Origin of the sequence: Flavobacterium sp. CLA17 (genome assembly GCF_013112255.2) — a bacterium.
Taxonomy (GTDB): Bacteria; Bacteroidota; Bacteroidia; order Flavobacteriales; family Flavobacteriaceae; genus Flavobacterium; species Flavobacterium circumlabens.
Genome location: NZ_CP068294.1, coordinates 1,892,358 through 1,913,107, shown reverse-complemented (window position 1 = coordinate 1,913,107; position 20,750 = coordinate 1,892,358). Strand labels below are relative to the sequence as shown.

18 protein-coding genes and 1 other RNA gene are annotated in these 20,750 nt (G+C 35.4%); 8 read left to right on the top strand and 11 right to left on the bottom strand.

All coding sequences use genetic code 11. The features are described 5' to 3' along the window. Window positions 1–83: 83 nt before the first annotated feature. Together HAV12_RS08380 and HAV12_RS08375 are read left to right on the top strand one after the other, a co-directional pair. Complete coding sequence (locus HAV12_RS08380) at window positions 84–2,864, top strand: aminopeptidase (RefSeq protein WP_240345251.1); 2,781 nt, start codon at window positions 84–86, stop codon at window positions 2,862–2,864. 187 nt (window positions 2,865–3,051) lie between these two features. Next, window positions 3,052–5,466 (top strand): thiamine pyrophosphate-dependent enzyme, encoded by a 2,415-nt coding sequence (locus HAV12_RS08375; protein ID WP_171569241.1) that lies wholly within the window; start codon window positions 3,052–3,054, stop codon window positions 5,464–5,466. A 280-nt stretch (window positions 5,467–5,746) separates the two neighbouring features. Here HAV12_RS08375 and kdsB read toward each other — a convergent pair whose 3' ends face one another. From kdsB to HAV12_RS08360, 3 genes are all read right to left on the bottom strand, one after another. Further along, window positions 5,747–6,481, bottom strand: coding sequence for a 3-deoxy-manno-octulosonate cytidylyltransferase (kdsB, locus tag HAV12_RS08370; protein WP_171569240.1), 735 nt, complete (start codon window positions 6,479–6,481; stop codon window positions 5,747–5,749). Between the two features lie 56 nt (window positions 6,482–6,537). After that, window positions 6,538–7,368: a 4,5-DOPA dioxygenase extradiol gene (gene ygiD, locus HAV12_RS08365; protein WP_171569239.1), complete on the bottom strand. Its 831-nt coding sequence runs from the start codon at window positions 7,366–7,368 to the stop codon at window positions 6,538–6,540. 152 nt (window positions 7,369–7,520) lie between these two features. Next, on the bottom strand, window positions 7,521–8,945 hold the full coding sequence (locus HAV12_RS08360) for an ATP-dependent RecD-like DNA helicase (RefSeq protein WP_171569238.1): 1,425 nt from the start codon (window positions 8,943–8,945) through the stop codon (window positions 7,521–7,523). 253 nt (window positions 8,946–9,198) lie between these two features. On the opposite strand from HAV12_RS08360, the gene HAV12_RS08355 reads away from it, so the two are divergent. Together HAV12_RS08355 and HAV12_RS08350 are read left to right on the top strand one after the other, a co-directional pair. Next, window positions 9,199–10,020, top strand: a complete 822-nt coding sequence (locus HAV12_RS08355; protein WP_171569237.1) for a DUF3822 family protein — start codon at window positions 9,199–9,201, stop codon at window positions 10,018–10,020. Next, entirely contained in the window at window positions 10,017–10,622 is a 606-nt protein-coding gene (locus HAV12_RS08350; RefSeq protein WP_171569236.1) for an RsmD family RNA methyltransferase, read from the top strand. The genes HAV12_RS08355 and HAV12_RS08350 overlap by 4 nt, the downstream gene beginning before the upstream one ends. A gap of 51 nt (window positions 10,623–10,673) precedes the next feature. Here HAV12_RS08350 and HAV12_RS08345 read toward each other — a convergent pair whose 3' ends face one another. After that, on the bottom strand, window positions 10,674–12,788 hold the full coding sequence (locus HAV12_RS08345; RefSeq protein WP_171569235.1) for an outer membrane beta-barrel family protein: 2,115 nt from the start codon (window positions 12,786–12,788) through the stop codon (window positions 10,674–10,676). A 137-nt stretch (window positions 12,789–12,925) separates the two neighbouring features. Between HAV12_RS08345 and HAV12_RS08340 the strand changes: the two genes are divergently transcribed. Both HAV12_RS08340 and HAV12_RS08335 read left to right on the top strand, forming a co-directional pair. Beyond that, on the top strand, window positions 12,926–14,284 hold the full coding sequence (locus HAV12_RS08340) for a sensor histidine kinase KdpD (RefSeq protein ID WP_171569234.1): 1,359 nt from the start codon (window positions 12,926–12,928) through the stop codon (window positions 14,282–14,284). A gap of 11 nt (window positions 14,285–14,295) precedes the next feature. After that, entirely contained in the window at window positions 14,296–14,976 is a 681-nt protein-coding gene (locus HAV12_RS08335; RefSeq protein WP_171569233.1) for a response regulator transcription factor, read from the top strand. 12 nt (window positions 14,977–14,988) lie between these two features. Here HAV12_RS08335 and HAV12_RS08330 read toward each other — a convergent pair whose 3' ends face one another. Both HAV12_RS08330 and HAV12_RS08325 read right to left on the bottom strand, forming a co-directional pair. Further along, window positions 14,989–15,648: a hypothetical protein gene (locus HAV12_RS08330; RefSeq protein ID WP_171569232.1), complete on the bottom strand. Its 660-nt coding sequence runs from the start codon at window positions 15,646–15,648 to the stop codon at window positions 14,989–14,991. Window positions 15,649–15,651: 3 nt separating this feature from the next. Then, complete coding sequence (locus HAV12_RS08325) at window positions 15,652–16,200, bottom strand: hypothetical protein (protein WP_171569231.1); 549 nt, start codon at window positions 16,198–16,200, stop codon at window positions 15,652–15,654. A gap of 173 nt (window positions 16,201–16,373) precedes the next feature. On the opposite strand from HAV12_RS08325, the gene HAV12_RS08320 reads away from it, so the two are divergent. Next, the gene (locus tag HAV12_RS08320; RefSeq protein WP_132035431.1) at window positions 16,374–16,568 is read left to right on the top strand and encodes a hypothetical protein; all 195 of its coding nucleotides are present in this window, start codon (window positions 16,374–16,376) and stop codon (window positions 16,566–16,568) included. Here HAV12_RS08320 and HAV12_RS08315 read toward each other — a convergent pair. From HAV12_RS08315 to rnpB, 3 genes are all read right to left on the bottom strand, one after another. Beyond that, the gene (locus HAV12_RS08315) at window positions 16,565–17,503 is read right to left on the bottom strand and encodes a ketopantoate reductase family protein (protein ID WP_171569230.1); all 939 of its coding nucleotides are present in this window, start codon (window positions 17,501–17,503) and stop codon (window positions 16,565–16,567) included. The genes HAV12_RS08320 and HAV12_RS08315 overlap by 4 nt on opposite strands. 145 nt (window positions 17,504–17,648) lie before the next feature. After that, on the bottom strand, window positions 17,649–18,899 hold the full coding sequence (locus HAV12_RS08310) for a cation:dicarboxylate symporter family transporter (protein WP_171569229.1): 1,251 nt from the start codon (window positions 18,897–18,899) through the stop codon (window positions 17,649–17,651). A gap of 31 nt (window positions 18,900–18,930) precedes the next feature. Beyond that, window positions 18,931–19,246: RNase P RNA component class A (rnpB, locus tag HAV12_RS08305), an RNA gene on the bottom strand. 124 nt (window positions 19,247–19,370) lie between these two features. On the opposite strand from rnpB, the gene HAV12_RS08300 reads away from it, so the two are divergent. Beyond that, window positions 19,371–19,664, top strand: a complete 294-nt coding sequence (locus tag HAV12_RS08300) for a hypothetical protein (protein ID WP_132035422.1) — start codon at window positions 19,371–19,373, stop codon at window positions 19,662–19,664. Between the two features lie 219 nt (window positions 19,665–19,883). Here HAV12_RS08300 and HAV12_RS08295 read toward each other — a convergent pair whose 3' ends face one another. Together HAV12_RS08295 and HAV12_RS08290 are read right to left on the bottom strand one after the other, a co-directional pair. Further along, entirely contained in the window at window positions 19,884–20,255 is a 372-nt protein-coding gene (locus HAV12_RS08295; RefSeq protein WP_132035419.1) for a LysM peptidoglycan-binding domain-containing protein, read from the bottom strand. 6 nt (window positions 20,256–20,261) lie between these two features. Continuing rightward, entirely contained in the window at window positions 20,262–20,741 is a 480-nt protein-coding gene (locus HAV12_RS08290) for a BON domain-containing protein (RefSeq protein WP_171569228.1), read from the bottom strand. Window positions 20,742–20,750: the final 9 nt, after the last annotated feature.

Genomic DNA, 20,750 nt, shown 5'->3' with positions numbered 1-20,750 from the left:
ATAAAGATATATTCTAAAAACATAAGCACCTATTGAGATCATTTTATAAAATAATCTTTTTCCTTTTCGTTTTATTCAGTTCAATGAAACAATACGCGCAGCATCATTCAAAGATAGAAGCTGCGGTAAATTTTGAATTGAAAACACTGAATATCAAACAGGATCTTATATTTTACAACACTTCTAACGATTCTCTGGATTCGATTGTACTTAATGACTGGAATAACGCCTTTTCAAACAAAAATACCCCGTTAGCCAAACGTTTTTCAGACGAATTTTATCGTGGTTTTCATTTGGCCAATGCCGAAGAAAGAGGAAACACCACTATTCTGAATCTGACAAATTCTGCTGATCTCGCCCTTGAATGGGAACGGACCGATAAAAATCCGGATTACATTGTCATAAAACTAAAACAAAAGCTTCCTCCGAATCAAAAAATGGAACTGCACATAAATTATATTGCCAAGATTCCGAGTGATAAATTCACCGATTATGGTTTTGACCAAAATGGCGGAATGAATTTGAAAAACTGGTATTTAAGCGCTGCCCGTTTCGAAAATCATACTTTTATAAAATATAATAACTTCAATCTGGATGATATTGCAAATGCGACGACTAATTATGAAATCGCAATAAAAATTCCGAATGGTTATTCGATTACAACCGATTTAAATTCGGTTTCTACAGATCTGACAAATCCACAGTCGGCCATTTATTCTTTTTCAGGTAACAACAGGACTGATTTCAACTTATTTATCGAAAAGCAAAATAGTTTCAAAAGCTATCAAAATGGGTCAATCGAAGTTCTTTCCAACCTAAAGAACAAAAAACTCAGTGATATCCAGCAGGCAATCATCATTAATAAAGTGGTCAATTTTGCCAGTGCTTTTATCGGAAAGTATCCTCATGAGAAAATTACGGTTTCACAGGTCGATTATGACCGGAATCCTTTTTACGGATTAAATCAATTGCCGTCGTTTATTAGTCCGTTTTCAGATGATTTTATATTTGAAATTACTTTTTTAAAAACCTATCTCAACAATTATTTAAAGAACAGTCTGCGTTTAGATCCCAGAAAAGACAACTGGGTTTACGACGGGATTCAGATTTACAGCATGATGAAATTCATGGAAGAAAATCATTTGGATCAGAAGATGCTGGGAAGTCTTTCGAACATGAAACTCTTCAAGAGTTACAATATTGCTAATCTGACTTTTAACGAGCAATACAGCTATTATTATATGCTAATGGCCAGAAAAAATCTGGATCAGCCTCTTGGAGACCCCAAAAACACCCTGATAAAATTCAACGAACAGATTGCAAGTAAGTACCGTGCAGGTTTAAGCCTGAGTTATTTAGATGATTATCTAAACCATGATATTGTTCCGGAGAGCGTTCAGGAGTTTTATGATTTAAATAAAACCCAACAAGCCGACAGATCTGATTTCGAAACAATACTAACCAAAAACAGTGCAAAAGATATCCGGTGGTTCTTTAAAACCATTATTGATTCCCGTGATATTATCGATTACAAATTTTCGAATGTATCCAGAACGAAAGACAGCATACAATTTTCGATACGAAACAAGACCAATGTATTTACTCCAATTCCGGTGTATGGAATCAGAAAAAATGAAGTTGTTTTTAAGAAGTGGATTGAACCTAAAAACAATGATTCAATTTATGTTTTTGACCGAAAAAAAGCGGATAAAATAGTTTTGAATTATGACAATGAAGTTCCGGAATACAATTTACGAAACAACTGGAAATCATTGAAAAGTCTGGTGATAACAAATCGCCCGATAAAATTTAATTTCGCCAAAGATCTCGAAGATCCCTATTACAATCAGATATTATATATTCCGACTCTTACCTATAATTATTATGATGGTCTGACTCCGGGAGTACGTTTTCACAACAAAACTATTTTAGAGAAGCCCTTTATTTTTGATATTAACCCTGCCTATTCTATTAATGCCGGTACGATATCCGGTTCTTCTGCCTTTTCGCTAAGTCATTATTACCGTAACAGCAAGCTTTATAATATAAGATATTCTATCAGTCAGAATTACTATCATTACGCTCCGGACGCGACGTATTTCAGATTGAATCCGATGGTGCAGTTCAGGATTCGGGAAGAAAATTTCAGGGATAACAGAAAGCAGCTTTTCCTGATGCGTCAGGTAATAGTAAATCGGGAAGCAAGCCAATATATAACGGACAATTCAAAACCCAATTATTCTGTTTTTAACGCACGCTACATGAATACCAAAACGGAATTGGTCGATCATTTTAATTTTATGACCGATGTTCAATTTTCTGGTGATTTCGGAAAACTGGCCGGAGAAGTGGAATACAGAAGGTTATTTGAAAATAATAGAAGGCTAAATCTGAGATTGTATGCCGGAAGCTTCCTATACAACACTACCAATTCAGACTATTTTAGTTTTGGTTTAGACAGGCCGACAGATTATTTGTTTGATTATAATTTTCTGGGAAGATCTGAAAGTACCGGAATATTCAGTCAGCAATTTGTCATGGCTGAAGGTGGTTTTAAATCTAAGATCGAACCGCGATACGCCAATCGATGGATGACCACTTTGAATGCCAGTTATTCGATCTGGAACTGGATTGAGGCTTACGGAGACCTTGGTCTTATGAAAAGTAAACAGCAAACAGCTGATTTTGCATATGATGCCGGAATCCGACTGAACCTCGTTCCGGATTACTTTGAACTCTATTTTCCGGTGTACTCTAATAATGGCTGGGAAGTTTCTCAAAACAAATACAATGAAAAAATACGATTTGTGGTCACTTTTTCTCCTAAAACATTAGTCAATCTTTTTACCCGAAAGTGGTTGTAATTGAATAAATTTTAAACAAAAACGTAAATTATATTCATTAGTAACTCAAATACATTGAATATTCAATAAAAAAAGTACGTAGTTTTAGCAATTTACTTGTAAATAATTAAATTATATTTATTTTAATGAATTATGATTATTGATACTTTTTAAGTAATTTTGCCGCATAACATGACCATTCCAGATTATGATTAAAGAAAAAAACAATACAACATTGACTTTCGAAGATTTCAAAACTGAGGTACTGAATGACTATAAAATTGCTGTAACCAGCCGCGAATGTAGTCTTTTAGGACGTAAAGAAGTGTTGACAGGAAAGGCCAAATTTGGAATATTTGGTGACGGGAAAGAAGTGCCACAGCTTGCTATGGCAAAAGCTTTTAAAAATGGGGATTTCCGTTCCGGATATTATCGTGATCAGACTTTTATGATGGCTATCGGAGAACTTACTCCAAGGCAATTTTTCGCCGGTTTATACGGTCATACCGATTTAGATTTTGATCCGATGTCTGCAGGAAGACAAATGGGCGGTCACTTCGTTACACACAGTTTAAACGAAGACGGTTCCTGGAAAGACTTAACAAAACAAAAAAACTCAAGTGCAGATATATCTCCTACAGCCGGGCAGATGCCAAGGTTGTTAGGATTAGCGCAGGCTTCTAAAATTTACAGAAATGTTGACGGGATTACAACCAAAGATAAATTTTCTGTAAACGGAAACGAAGTTGCCTGGGGAACTATCGGAAATGCAAGTACTTCTGAAGGATTATTTTTTGAAACCATAAATGCTGCCGGAGTTTTACAGGTTCCGATGGTCATGAGTGTGTGGGATGATGAATACGGAATTTCGGTTCACGCAAAACATCAGACGACGAAAGAAAACATCTCTGAAATCCTTAAAGGATATCAGCGTGACGAAGATTCAAAAGGGTATGAAATTTTCAGGGTAAAAGGCTGGGATTATGCCGAACTGGTTTCTACTTACGAAAAAGCTGCAGCAATTGCACGCGAAGAACATGTACCGGTTTTAATTCACGTAAATGAGTTAACACAACCGCAGGGGCATTCGACTTCAGGATCACACGAACGTTACAAAAATGCAGAAAGACTGGGCTGGGAAAGAGATTTCGACTGTATTCGTCAGATGCGTTTATGGATGATTGCCATCAATATTGCATCACCTGAGGAATTGGCTGAAATTGATTTTGAAATCAAAAAAGAAATTCTTGAAGCGAAGAAAGATGCCTGGAATTCATTTATCAATCCAATTATTGAAGACCAGAAAAATCTTTTGGTTTTATTGGAGCAAATTTCAGCTGCCAGTATCAATCATAAAGATAAAATTCAAAAATATATCTCTGAATTAAGTGCTATAAAATCGCCTTTAAAAAAGGAGATGCTTGTTATAGCCCGAAAAATATTGCGTTTTATTGAAGTTCCAAACAGTAAACTGTTATTATCCAACTGGATTACAGCTTATATCGAACTTACTCAGGAAAATTTCAGCAGTAATTTGCATTCTAACTCGGCTGAAAATGTATTTTCAGTACAGAAAGTACTTCCTGAATATGCAGATAATGCCAAGGCTGATTTAGACGGAAGAATGATTCTTCGTGATAACTTCGATGCGCTTTTCACAAAATATCCGGAAACATTGATTTTCGGTGAAGATGTCGGAAACATTGGTGATGTCAACCAAGGGCTTGAAGGTATGCAGGAAAAATACGGTGAACTCCGCGTTGCCGATGTTGGGATCAGGGAAGCTACTATTCTTGGACAGGGAATTGGTATGGCCTTAAGAGGTTTACGTCCGATTGCTGAGATTCAATATTTAGATTATTTACTGTACGCGATTCAAATCATGAGCGATGATTTGGCTACATTACAATACAGAACTGTTGGAAAACAAAAAGCGCCGTTAATCATCAGAACCCGCGGACACCGTTTGGAAGGTATCTGGCATTCCGGTTCGCCGATGGGAATGATTATTAATGCTATTCGCGGAATCCACGTTTTGGTTCCGAGAAACATGACACAGGCTGCCGGTTTCTATAACGCGCTTTTAGAGTGTGATGAACCTGCCCTTGTTATTGAATGTCTGAACGGATATCGTTTAAAAGAAAAAACACCTCTTAATTTTGGGGAATTCAAAACACCAATCGGAGTTGTTGAAACGCTAAAAGAAGGTGCTGATATCACTTTAGTTTCTTACGGGTCTACCTTAAGATTAGTAGAACAGGCTGCAACCGAATTACTGGATTTAGGAATTGATTGCGAAGTGATCGATATCCAGTCTTTACTTCCGTTTGATGTGAGCCATGACATCGTAAAAAGTGTTGCCAAAACAAATCGTCTTTTAGTAATCGATGAAGATGTTCCCGGTGGAGCTTCAGCTTTTATTTTACAGCAAATCCTCGAAGAACAGGATGCGTATAAATATCTGGACAGTAAACCACAAACCCTGGCTGCAAAAGCACACCGACCTGCTTACGGAACTGATGGTGACTATTTCTCTAAACCTTCTGCTGAAGATATTTTCGAGAAAGTTTACAACATGATGAATGAAGTGAATCCAACTAAATTTCCGAATTTGTATCAATAATTTTCTTTGATTTCAATATAAAAAAAAGCTCCAAAATTGGAGCTTTTTTTATGGTTTTGCCCATAGGTTATCATTTCGACCGAAGGGAGAAATCACACTCGTAACTCGGCAAAGATTGAGGACTTTCTGTGGGGGGACTTCGACTTCGCTCAGTCTGACATGCGTATACAATAAAAAAATAGTATAAAAAAAGGTCCCTTGGAAAAAGAAATTTTCTCAGGGACCTTTTTTTGTTTCGTGATTCACATTTTACATCTTACGTTTCACTTTCACATTTATATTATATATCTCTCAAAATAGCTCTCGCTTTTTCTAAATCTTCAACGGTATCAATTCCGATTCCTACATGAGTGGTTTCAACCATTTTGATTCGTTTTCCAAATTCGAGATAACGAAGCTGTTCTAATTTTTCAGAAGCTTCAAGGGATTTCATTGGAAGACTGTAAAAATCCAGCAATGCCTGTTTTCTAAAGGCATAAATTCCGATATGCTGAAAATAGCGCACTCCAACCTCTTTATCTCTCGGATACGGAATTACAGAGCGTGAAAAATACAAGGCAAACTGTGACTGATCGACCACTACTTTTACATTATTCGGATTATTAATTTCATCCTCATCTGTAATTTCACGCATCAGTGAAGCCAAATCTACTTTATGATCCGGATCGTTCTTAAAAACAGCCAAAACCTGCTCTAATGGGCCTGCTTCCGTAAAGGGTTCATCTCCCTGCACGTTCACCACGATATCAACGTCTAAATTGGCTATTGCTTCTGCAATCCGATCGCTTCCGGATTCGTGTTCTTTGATGCTCATGATGGCTTTACCACCGTTCGAAACAATTTCATTAAAAATCAGATCAGAATCGGTTACTACAAAAACGTCGTCAAATAATCGGGTGGCAACTGCTGCTTCATATGTTCTTAAAATAACGGTTTTACCTCCTAAATCCTGCATTAGTTTAGCGGGAAAACGTGTAGAGGCATATCGTGCCGGAATTACAGCTATTATTTTCATTCTTAATTTCTTTTAATTTCTATTTTTATTCTCTGCGAATCTCAGTGAAATCTTTATTACATTATTTTTACAGAGGTCATACTAAGGGAACCTGCCAGTAATTTATCATTAAACAGACTCAATTCTTCTGATTCCTGCTTTAATCCTAAAGTATACAGCAGCGGTAAATAATGATCCGGAGTTGGTATCGCCAACTGAATGGCTTTATTCATTTTTTCGAAATGAATCAGGGGCTGAAAATTGCCATCCAGTAAATAATTATTAACGGTTTCACGGGCTTCAATCGCCCAGTCAAAACCATAATTGTCTTTATCAAAATTTCTAAAATCTACTAAAAGTAAATTGTGAACAATATTCCCGCTTCCAATAATCAAAACGCCTTTGTGACGCAATGCCTGTAGTTTCTGCGCCAGCTCAAAATGATATTGCCCGGATTTGGTATAATCAATACTCAACTGAATGACCGGAACATTAGCTTCCGGATATAAATGTTTGATTACACTCCATGCACCATGATCCAAACCCCAGTGCTCGTCTAAATCAACATTTACAGGTTCTAATATTTTTTTGGTTTCCTGCGCCAGTTCAGGGCTTCCTTTTGCCGGATATTGCACATCAAAAAGTGCCTGCGGAAAACCTCCGAAATCATGGATTGTTCTTGGCATTTGCATGGCTGTTACTTTGGTTCCATTGGTAAACCAGTGTGCCGAAATACATAAAATAGCATTGGGCTGCGGCAATGTTTTGGCCAGATTACGAAAACCAGCCACAAACTGATTTTCTTCAATGGCATTCATCGGACTGCCGTGCCCTAAAAACAGAACCGGCATTTTATCGGTATTCGAAAACGTGGATGAAATCGAATGTAAATCGTTTAGTGTTGTCATTTTTTAAAATGTTTTCTTTTTGCCACGAATTATTTGAATTTCTACCAAAAAAAATCTGATAAAACTTCTTGCCACAGATTAAGGGATTAAAAAATATTTTCTAATCTTCTGCATTTATATCTGTGAGAATTATTTTAATCTGTGGCTAAAATTTATTCCTCAAAACTTTCGTCTTTAAAGCCTATCAAATATAACTTATTTTTAGCACGTGTCATCGCAGTGTAAAGCCATCTGATGTAATCACGGTCGATTCCGTTTGGCAGATATGGCTGCTCGACAAAAACCGTGTCCCACTGCCCTCCCTGCGATTTGTGACAGGTAATGGCATAAGAAAACTTAACCTGCAAACCATTGAAATACTCGTTATTTTTTACCTTTTGAAACTTCTTGTATTTGGTCGTCTCGTCTTCATAATCCTTCATCACTTCTTCGTACAAACGATTGGATTCTTCATATGTCAAAGAAGGCGATTCGCTTTTTATGGTATCTAAAATTAAAACCGTTTCGAAAGGTTTCTGATCCGGATAATCGACCATTCTGATTTTTACCTTCGCAAAATTGAATCCGTAAAGCTCTTTGATTCCAAAAAGCTCCAGCACTTCAATAATATCTCCGTTGGCAATAAATCCGGCTTCATCAGTTTCCTTTAACCAAAAATAATTATTCTTCACTACCATCAGGAAATCGCCAACCGAAAGTTCACTTTCTTTAAAAAGGATTCTGGTCCTGATCTGCTCGTTGTACTGATTGGCTCTTTTATTGGAACGCACTATAAAAGCCGTATCTTCAATACTATAATTGCTGTAAGCGGTATTTATGGCGTCCTGAATATCATATCCATCGGTAAGCCTGACAATATCTTTGAATTTTTTTACATTGAATTTAAATTCCGTTATAAAAGATTCCTTCAATAATTCACGCAACTCTGTAGCATTATACAAAATTCCCGAACTTTCCTCCTGACGCATTACTTCGTCCAATTCGATATGTTCGATTTCTTTATCGTAATGGGCACCCAAAGTATGGGTATCAAGCGCCGGACTAATATCCAAATTAACAGGAGGCAGCTGCGCAGTATCTCCCAAAAGAATCATTTTGCAATTGGTCCCGGAATAAACGTAGGAAATCAAATCGTCTAACAACGACCCGTTATCGTACAATTTCGAATCTGAATTGCTGTCTGAAATCATCGAAGCCTCATCAACAATAAAAATAGTGTTTTTATGCTTGTTGATTTGTTTCGTAAAAGCAACTCCTCCGCCGGATGATTTTTTAGGGAAATATATTTTTTTATGAATGGTAAAGGCAGGCGTATTCGAATAATTCGCGATTACTTTTGCGGCGCGTCCGGTTGGTGCAAGCAAAACAAACTTCTTGTTGATATCACCCAAATTATTTACAATCGTAGAGATCACAGTCGTTTTACCTGTTCCGGCATATCCTTTCAATACAAAAATGGTATTGTTGTCCGGTTCTGTCAGGAAAATAGCAATTTTCTGAAAAAATATATCCTGTTTATAGGTTGGGGCAAAAGGGAATTTTTTTTGTAAAACGCTATAAAACAGTGCTGAATTCATAAGATAAAATTGAACTACAAAGTACGGTCTTTTTAGCGTTAAAGGCAATTTCAAAAATCAATTTTAATCATAATATTTTCGAAAAGGAACCAACTGAAATTAAAGAATTAATAAAAATATAATAAGCCCGTAACTTTACTAAAATGTTGTTTTTGAAATTGCAATTATTATTGTTGCTTTTTAATTTGTAAGTTTGTGTTTAAATTAAATTCTTTCTTGACACTACAACGGGTAATGAATTGTAAATCAGATTATGGCATTTCAAAATACTAATATAACATCCAAAAAATACAAAAAACTTTCTATTCAGGTTTCGCTGAACGGATTTTCGTTTTGTTGTTTTGACACGCTTAATAATAGCATTACTTCTTTTAATGAAGTAGAATTTACACCAACACAAAAAGGATCCAAAATAGAAGAATTGTACGGTGATGCTTTTAAAAAACATCCTGAACTGAAAGACACTTATGACGATATAATCGTCATTCATAATAACAATCTTTCGACTTTTGTGCCTACTGCTTTATTTGATGAAAATTATCTAGGCAGTTACCTGCAATATAATACCAAGGTTTTTGAAACTGATTTTTTTACCTACGATCAGATTTCAAATTACCACATGAATACGGTTTATATACCCTATGTAAATATCAATAATTTTTTAATTGATCAGGTGGGTTCGTTTGATTACAAACACGCTAACAGTATTTTAATTGAAAAGATGCTGGAAGCTTCTAAAAATAACGACGATAAAAAAATGATCGTTAATTTTAATCCGGATCACTTTGAACTGATTGTGGTACAGAACCAAAAACTGCTGTTATTCAACTCATTCGAATATCAGACACCGGAAGATTTTTTATATTATCTGCTTTTTACAGCGGAGCAATTAAGTTTAAATCCTGAAAGTTTTCATCTCGAACTATTGGGAACGATAACTAAAAATGATCCTTTTTATACCATTGCGTATAAATACATTCGTAACGTTACATTTTTGGATGTAAGCAGGTTACAAGAAAAAAACAACTACTCCATTGCTCAGAATCAAAAACATTATATCTTATTTCAATCATGAGAATCATTTCAGGAAAATTCAAAGGACGCCGCATTTTTCCACCCAAAAACCTTCCTGTACGACCAACAACTGACATGAGTAAAGAGGCATTGTTTAATGTTCTGAACAATCATTTTAGTTTTGAGGGTTTGAAGGTTCTGGATTTATTTTCAGGTACCGGAAATATCAGTTTCGAATTCGCTTCACGAGGAAGTGCCCCAATTACGTCTGTTGATGGGGATTTTGGATGCGTAAAATTCATCAAACAGGTTTCGTCAGAATATGATTTTGAAATCGCCGCAACAAAAAGCGATGTTTTTAAATTCCTTGAAAATTGCAAAACTTCTTACGATATTATTTTTGCAGATCCTCCTTACGCTTTAGATCAGGCAACTTTTGAAAAAATTGTCCTGACGGTTTTCGAAAGAGATTTGCTTCACGAGGACGGAATGATGGTCATCGAACATTCTAAATATACCAAACTGGAACATTTGAGTAATTTCTCGTTTCAGAAAAGTTGTGGAGGTTCCTTTTTTACTTTCTTCGAATTGAATTCTACAGACGATGATGAAGAACTTAGTAATGAAACATCCAGTAAAGCTACAGAAGAAGACGAAGGATAATCGATTTCTTTTTTAAAAATACAAAAGTCCTTGATCACAAGGGCTTTTCTTTTATTTAATTCTACCGGAATTCTCATCAATATTCTTTTCCTTAAATTCGATATTCCTTATCTTACCAAAAGAATATTTTATTGCCAATGCAATTTCATGTGTATCTACACCGTATCGGGATTGTGAACTTATATGATTTACCGTAAATTTTTCACCGTAGATCGTACTTTTAAAAACATCATTGAAACTCAAAGTAAAATCCCAGTTCTTAAAATATGTTTTTGAAACCGCTACATCTAAAATACATTTGGCATTACTTTCAAAAACACCTTCTTTTTGTGTTGTTAATCCCCAGACTGTAGCTGTTAAAGCATATTCTTTTGGAAGTTTAAAAGTGTTATTGGAATAATAATACAAGTAGGGTCTCGATTCTGAAAATACTGCTGACTGGTCCTCTATTTTATTGCTTATAAAAGTCAGGCTGTTCGTCACGGACCAGAATTTATATTCAAAAGGCAAAGTAAAATCGAGGTTAAACCCGGATTCTTTCTTGTAATTTACTTCTTTAAAAATGAGTACATTATTCTGATTATCAAAAGTAAAACTGCTGTACACCGGATCAGAATTTCGATAATAACTCAAACGTACCGATTTTTCCCTGTATTGAAAACTCGTTGCAATTTCATTTGTAATTGTAGGATTTAAATTGATATTTCGCGAATATAAAAAGTAAGGATTGATATACGTGGCGCCCTGACTTGTAGACGAATAATTGGGCCTTGAAATACTTTTGGCGAAGTTGACACTAATCGATCGCGAGCTGTTAATTGGAAAATTGAGTGCTACTTTCGGAAAAACATCAATGTAATTTTTATGGATCAAAGCTTCATTTTCACTTTCAAATTTTCCTTTGGCATTTGTATTTTCTATTCGCAATCCGGCTGACAGTTCCATTTTTTTTATCTTTCCGGAGAATTGCGTATAGGCGGCGATATTTTTTTCATCGAGATGGTATTTTGAAATTACCATAGTACCGGTTTCAAAATTGGTGATTTGAAAATCAGTTTTCGCTTTCGCTGCCAAATACAATCCGCCCAGTTCCAGTTTCATTTCATTTTTGAATTTCTTTTCCAGATCTACTCTTCCCGAAAAAACATGCACGTTAAATTTCTGGATACTTTCCTGCGCCCATTCAAACTGCGTATCATTAAAATTATTTCTGGCCAATGAATTTTGATCCTGATTAAATCCGGAATACTGAAAACCTGCAAACAGTTGTGTATTAATAGGTTTTATCTTTTTAGAATAATTAATAAACGTGTTTAAAAACCTTTTGGCATCATTATTATCACTCAGCGTAATGACATTATTTTCGCTGTTTCCCTTTTTATTATAGGTTTGGGTGCCAATATCAAAAGGTCCGCGTCGGGATCTTGCACTTAAATTAAACGACAGGTAATCCTCCTCATTCATCTTGTAAAACAATCCTCCTCCGTAAATAAATTCGGTTCTTTTTGTAAATGCCGCGACCTTATAATTGGAAATAATGTCGGCATCAGGAATCTCATAATTAATCTTATGACTTTCCCAGGGCTGCAATTGATTATAATTAAAATTGGCTTTCCATTCAAACTTGTTATTTTTGAAACTGGAATTCAGTCCAAAGTAATTATTGAATGATTTTTTAAAGGAAGCCGTTTCAGAAACAGCCGTTTTAAAACCTTCTTTTTTACTGAATTTTAGGGTAATTAAAATAACTACTCTTCCCTCGGCCTCATATTTTGCTGAAGGATTTTTGATAATTTCGATAGTTTTGATATCACCCACTGCCAAAGTATTCAAATCTTCAATCCCAACTTTTTGATTATCGATATAAATCAAAGCATTTCCTTTTCCAATAACCGAAATATTTTCCCGATCAGCACTTAGGAGAACTGTTGGCAATTTTGATAGTAAATCCAAAGTATTGGGAACTGAGTTATAAATCGAATTTGCAACGTCAACTTTTATATTTCCGTTTTGATTTGAAAACGCTTTTTTATCAGCAGTAATCAGAACTTCATTCAGTTGATTGGAAATAGTGTCTTTAGGCGTTTCAACCTGTGCATATCCGGCGATTGAAAAACAAAAAAGCAATACAAATAAAATGATTTTTAAGAAAAAGTAAATTTTCATACGGTAAGAAGATTTTGGTTTGAGAGGTACAAAAATGCTTCTAATAAAACGTTCCGGAAGTTAATTGGAGGTTAATGGGACGTTAATGCTTTTTTTGTTTGATAAAAGCTTTATTTTTGATCTGAATTTACAATGGAATGAAACAAAGAATCAATTTATTAATCACACTTTCTGTTTTTGCACTGCTTATATTATCGGCGGTACAATATTATTTGGTAAAAACGGCTTACGATTATAAAGTAGCACAATTTCATACCGAGATCAAGAATGAAATTGCCCAGGTTTCCCATAATTACAGTGATATTGATTCTGTACTGGTCAGCAAAAAAGAAGCGCTTTATAAACTATTATCGGAAAACTATCTTCAGGGAAAAAAGACCAAATCTGAAATCAGAAACAGCATTCTGGAAAACGAATATCAGAATGCTTTAACACAGAAAATTCAACGCAAGTTTGCACGGGAATTGCCCGATCTTAAAATTGATTTTGCCATTGTCCTGAATAAATTCATACTGTATCAAAACGCAAAAAAAACAGACACCATTTTTTCTCAAAAACCTTTTATTCAGAATAAATTATACGGAAATCTGGCTTCATTGAATCATGCTTTTTTAGTTCGGAATTATGTCGGAACAACGAATGGAACATTTGAAAATCAGGATTATAAATTACTGACGGAAGATTCAATGTACATTTCGGTAATCGACTGGGAACTGATTATTTTAAGGCGTATGGCAGTTGTGCTGACTTTGTCTTTACTTTCTGTTTTTACTTTAATAACGCTTTTTATAATTGCGATCAAAGCTTTGATCAAACAAAAAAAAGTAAGCGATGTAAAGACTGATTTCATCAACAATATCACACACGAACTCAAAACGCCTTTGGCCACATTAGGAATTTCAACGAAAATACTGGAACAGAAAAACATTCGGGAGAACGACGAAAACTTCAATGCGATTATCAATACAATCTCGCGCCAGAATAATCGTTTGCAGAGTTTGATTGATCAGGTTTTAGCGAACTCACTGGCTGAAAATGAAATCGAATTACAAAAAGAAAAAATAAATACCGAAACTTTCCTGCTTTCGATTATAGAAGATTTTAAAATTGGTAATCCGAAAATTACCATTGAAACCGATTTTCAAACGCAAAAAACAGTATTGGTTTTAGATAAATTTCATTTGACTACGGCTATTTTAAATGTACTGGAAAATGCCGTAAAATATGGTTCCAACAATATCTCCGTCAAAACAAGAAAACATCAGGACCAGTTTTCAGTCAGTATTGAAGATGACGGAATCGGGATTTCAAAAAACAAACAGGCCTTGCTTTTTGAAAAATTCTATAGAGTGGAACAAGGCAATTTACACAATGCAAAAGGCCTTGGACTGGGTTTATATTATGTTGATCAAATTATAAAAGCGCATCAGGGTTCGATTGCCGTGATAAGCGATTTAGGAAAAGGGGCTGTATTTACGATTATGTTTAAAGTTTAAATCATTTCCCATTGAAAAGAATACTTTTAGCCGAAGATGATTTTGATTTTGCGAACGTGCTCAGGCAATATCTGGAGCTTTACCACTATGAAGTTATTTGGGCCGAAGATGGTGAAATGGCACTGGATCTTTTTAAAAAGCAACGTTTTGACATTTGTGTTTTTGATGTGATGATGCCTAAACTGGACGGTTTTTCATTAGCAGAAAAAATTAACAAAATAAACCCTGAAATTCCTTTTATTTTCCTGACAGCCAAAAAATTAAAAGAAGACAAAATCATTGGACTAAAACTCGGTGCAGACGATTATATTGTAAAACCTTTTGAAGCTGAAGAACTAATTTTACGTTTACAAAACATCTTAAAAAGAAGCCTGCAAAAAAACCTTTCAACGGACAACGAAGAAATTCAGATCGGATTGTATTGTTTTGATACCAAACGGCTGACTTTGAAACTCAACCAGCAAAATCAGCAACTCACTGAAAAAGAAGCTGCTTTGATTCAGTACTTTTACTCGCATAAAAACCAATTGCTAAAAAGGGAACAAATCCTGAAAGCCATTTGGGGCAATGACGATTTTTTCTCCGGCAGAAGTATGGATGTTTACATCAGTAAAATCAGGAAATATTTTAAGGAAGATGCTAAAATCAGTATCGAAAGCATTCGAAATATTGGTATTGAATTTAAAATTTAAGAATCTAATGCTTTAATTTTTCTTTTTTTCAAATCCCAGATAATAGCTTATTCCCATCCCAACCGTATCTGTATTAATTCGTGAATTAGAATGGTTTACTTCCGTTAAGGCTTTTCCCATATTCACTCCGTTGTAATACAAATTAACCGAAAGTGAATCATAACTTTTATCCGAAAGTACAATATCGATTCCTAATCCTATTCCAAATGACTGATACCATTCGCTGACTGTTTCTTTTGTAGTAACAGAAGCCGATGGTTTAATTGGATTGATAACAGTGTAATACCGATCTGCGCTGATTTTTGAAACATTAAATCGGGGCAATATCTGAATAAACACATCTCCCGAATTTACTTCTTTACTATATAACGAAATTTTAGGTGTCAGGTTAAAATTAAGAGTATATACCTTACTGGTTCTGAGATCAAGCTTATTTCCCTGTTGGTCAACTTTACTGTAATCCTCCAGACTTCCGATAAAATAGCTAACTCCTACTTCCGGTTTCAGAAAGCGATGTACTTTTACCTCTAAACCAGTTCCAAATTCGGAAAAAGAATTATTTTGAAAGTCAGAATGCAAATAGGCTGAAATATTTGCAAATACTCTGGCATGCTGTGCATTTGATTTTATACAGAACAAAACCAACAAAAAGAAAAGTATTTTTTTTATCATAGCTTATTTTCCAATTACCCAACCCAAAGTAAGATTACCGATAGGAGTAAATTCAGTATCGAATTTATCTACATTAATCCCAGCTCCCAGATGTACTTCTAAATTAAATTTTCTTTTATACGTGCGCTGAAATCCCCAAAGTGGAGCTATAGTGAAAGACGGGCAATATTCTCCATATTTTTCATTGGTAGCGATAGATTTAAAATTATAGTAAGCAGATAAAGCAACAAAATTAGCGGAGTTATGAGCTGTTCTTTTTCCTTTAGCAGCTCTCTTTGCAAAATTATAGTAATGACGAAACTGCTCATTAATGGAAGGAAAAAAATACACCGTTGATTCGTCATAATAACTGTTATAACGATATCCCAAACCAAAATTAACTTCGGAATAAAGCGTGTTTTTATCTGAAAAACCGTGCTCGTAAACAAAGCCGGGATATAACATGTTAATCTTAAATTGATTTTTTACGACAGTAGCCGGAGCCTCTTCCTGTGCCAAAAGAGTATTCGTTAAAAGCAGCGATAAAAATAAAAACAGGTAGTTTTTTCTCATTTTTTTTTCAAGTTGATGGCGCAAATATAGTCTTAAAACAGTGCCACGATATAAAAAAACAGATTATTTTCTTACATATTCAACTGTAAATCTTATAATCCATACCCGTAATTGTATAACTATTTGATTATTAATTAAAATACATTTGCTGTTAACATTTAAAAACACAAATCATGAATCTAAAAAGATTATTTGGAGGATTACTTACAGTCCTGGGTATTATCGGACTAATTTACACAGCAGTTATTTTCGCAGGCACTTCTGGCGAAACCAGAGATATAAAATCCCTAATTATTTACGGAATACTTGGGATCGTCTTTTTCATGTCAGGAATCAGCTTGGTTCGCGGGACAAAAGACGAGTCTTAGATTATTGATTTATTTGGGTTTCCTAATTTATCTAAAACCAATTGATACGTTGGGGTTTCAACTTCATATTTCTGGCCTTCATTAACTACAAATTCGGTTAATGAAGCCAATTCTATATTTCTTCCGGCCAACAAATCGCGATGCATCGATGAAGTTGTTTCAGGTGGTGTTTTTTCGAGTTTTAAAATCGTTTGAAGAATAATGTCCTCAGGAAGATTTAATCCCTTTACCGCTGCAATCATTGTAATTTCATTCATTAGGGAGACATATATATTTCTGCCTGTCCGGCTTTCTAAAATTTCTCCAATATTAAAATTCAAATAACATGTTGCTGAAGCCAGTACGGATATAAAAACAAATTTCTCCCAAACCGTATCTTCAATATTATCTACCAGATGACTATCGATTGCTGCGTTTTTAAGGATGTTTTGCAAGGCTTTCATTTTGTAAACGGAAGCACTTTCAGAACCAAAAAATAATCTTTGCAACGATCCTACATTATGAATCACACCAGGCGATTCAATCATCGAAAAAATATAGACACAGCCTTGCAGCACTTCATTATCCGGAAAAAGTGTACTGATACGTTCCGTCGCATCAACTCCATTGTATAACGGAATGATTACGGTGTTTTTTTTGATGCATTTACTTAAAGCAAGAAGGCTTTCTTCAATATCATAGGTTTTAGTGGCACAAATTAGGTAATCGAGTTTGCCAATAACCACCGGATCATCTGAAACTACTTTGGGAAAAACAACTATTTCTGAATCCCTGGTAATAATCTTCAATCCCGATTCAGAAACTACTTTTAACGTTTCGCCACGAGCAATAAACACAATTTCTATGTCTTCAGATTCCTGATACGCTTTCGCTAAAAGTCCGCCAAAATAGCCGCCTACTCCACCTAAACCTAATATTCCAATTCTTGTTTTCATGTTAAATGTAAAATGTGAAATGTCTGAGTTAAATGCCAACTTTAAATATTACCCTCCATTTCAATGTAAATAAAAAAATCTGTTTAAATCCGCGTTTTTGCTTTAGCGAATCCATTTAATCCGCTTCCCATACTCGCAAGGGATACTACTCTTCTGTAACAGGTTCCAGATTCAGCTCCGTAAAGTCATGTTCACTTTTAGAAATCACAATTGTCGCTACTGTATTCCCGATTAGGTTGGTTATGGCTCTGGCTTCACTCATAAATTTATCTACGCCTAATAAAAAAGCTAATCCTTCAACCGGAATTTTATGGATTGCCGTTAACGTCGACGCCAGGACAATAAAACCGCTTCCGGTCACACCGGCAGCACCTTTTGAGGTAATCATCAAAATACCAATAACGCTCAGAATTTCGAAGAAACTCAAATGAACGTCATACAACTGCGCCAAAAAAATCACCGACATTGATAAGTAAATCGAAGTTCCGTCGAGATTAAAAGAATATCCGGTCGGAATCACCAATCCCACAACCGATTTACTGCAGCCCATTCGCTCCAGTTTCACCATTATACTGGGTAAAGCAGCTTCGGAAGAGGAAGTTCCGAGAACCAATAAAAGCTCTTCTTTTATATATTTTAAAATCGAAACAATACTTATTTTATAATATTTCAGGATACTTCCCAAAATTAAAAACACAAACAAAATCATCGTCAGATAAACGCAAAGCATCAGCTTACCAAGCGGAATCAAAGTCTGCAGGCCAAACTTACCAATGGTATATGCCATTCCGCCAAAAGCACCAAGCGGAGCGAGATACATTACATATTTCAAACCTGTAAAAACCACTTTCGAGAAACGTTCCAAAACCAAAATCGTCTGTTCTCTTTTCTGATAAAAATTCAATGCAATACCACAGACAATTGCCGCCAGTAAAATCTGAAGCGTAAAATTAGAAAGAAAGAATTGCAACCAGGAAAAGTTTTCCGCAGCATGATTGGTATACTGACTGGCGTCTTGCAGGGCCAATCCTGTCTTATCGATTTTACCGGGTTTAAAAACATAAGCAATCGTAACACCAATGGCTAAGGCCACTGTAGAAACAATTTCAAAATAACCCAGGGCTTTTACACCTATACGGCCTACTTTTTTGAGGTTTCCCATTCCGGAAATTCCCAGAACAATCGTAAGAAAGATAATAGGACCAATAAAAAGCTTGATAATGTCGACAAAGGTCTTACCGACGATTTCCATTTTCATACCGTTTTCAGGAGAAAAATGACCAAGCAGAACACCTGCAATAATGGCAATCAGAACCCAAAAAGTAAGATTGGTTATAATTATTGAAAAAGTGCTTTTTTTAGGTTTATTCGGGAGTTTGGGGGTAGTACTATTCATGAAAATTAATTAGATGGATTCACAAATATATAAAAAATGCAGACCTATAAGCCGGATTCTGTCCCTGATAAATCAGAGCCTTATCATTTATCTAGGCTTACAATTACTCATAAGCTCGAGCTACCTACCCTTCAACAACGAACGAGAAGCCCTTAAATGCTGATATACTTGGTATTTCACCGCATAGAGTTTACCTGGTTTCACTACAGCATTACCTGTACATACTTTCTGTTGCACTTGTCCTTGCCTTATTGCTAAGACCGACGGGTGTTACCCGCTATGCTTCTCTGTGGTGTCCGGACTTTCCTCCCTCCGCCGAAGCGGACGACGATAAGGCGGTCTGCGCGGCAAAAGTAACGATTTATATACTAAGAATAATGATTTTAAATTTTAGATTTTCGCTCCGTTTTCCTAACAATTTAATTTTAAAATAGTTATCTTTAAAATCCATAATTTTAAAATACGATTATTATGACTAGAATGTATCATTACGCAACCGTTTCAAAAGCTTTAGATCAATTGAATGAAAAAGGATTTACCTGCGATTTTAATTTAAACTCTGACGCAATTAAAAAGAATCCTGAAAAATTTGAAATTGTACATGTGTATCGATACGAAGGGGAATCAGACCCGGGCGATGAGGCAGTGGTATACGGAATAAAATCAATTTCAGGCAAAAAAGGAGTTTACGTCTCGGGATTTTCGGCCGATTCAGATTCTGAAACTGCACAGATATTATTGGATTTGAGTATAAAGGGAAGGTGAATTTTAAATTCCAAATTTTTAAAATTCCAAAAATCAATTCAGGATTGTCATTTCGGGGAATGAGGAATTTTCGTTGGTTACTTACGTCGCGAGATTCTTCGTTTCTCAGAATGATACAAATTAAACGCAAAACCGTTGTGAACCTTGCGAATATCTTAGCGACCTTTGCGGTAAAAAACTAAAAAAGTCCATCAAAAGACGGACTTTACAAATTAAAAATTATACTGTTGGTATTTTCAGTTTCCAACCCACCTGAATCAGGTCCGGATTTTTGATGATGTCTTTATTGGCTTCGTATATATCCTGCCAGGAAACTCCGTATGCTTTTCCAATTTTAGAAAGTGAGTCTCCATTTTCAACTGTATATTCTTTTGAAACTTTTTCAATTACTTCTATATTCATTACGACATCAGCCGATCTGTAATCCGGATCTATTTTGTTGTAAGCATCCCAAAGTTTGTCTTTGTCTGATGCAGCATTGGCTGTACCATCAATATACAGTACATTATCTTGTTCTCTGACCTGCAAATTTGTTATTCCTAAATCAGAAGCCAGATTGGTTACTTCTCTGTATTTATCTTGTAAACTCATCACTTTTTATTTTATCGTTAATTTGTTTTCCACTTTTTTGGGTTTCAATTCCTGCACACTTTGCATTAAAGGATGCAATTCATTTCTTTTGATTTCTCCGGAAAGTGTTACTACACCATCTGCAACGGTAGCACTTACCCCGTTATAAGCTTTTACGACCTCATTTACAGATTTATCCAAAGTAGTGTCAGAATTGATAACAATAGCCGCTGGATCAGGTGCTGCATCCGGCTCCGGAATATCGCAGTTGTTCACTACCGATTTTACTCCTTTAATTCCTTTTACGGTACTTTCTACATTTTGTTTGAAAGGATCATCTTTGCAAATTCCTGAAATTGTAGCAACACCATCTTGTACAGCAACTCGAACTCCGGGCATATCTCGTAATTTTGCATCTATGTCTTTTTGAATGTCTGCATCCTTAGGACCACACGCCACTAAAGAAAATGCCAGACAGATTCCCAATAAAATTGATTTCATTTTCATAATGATATT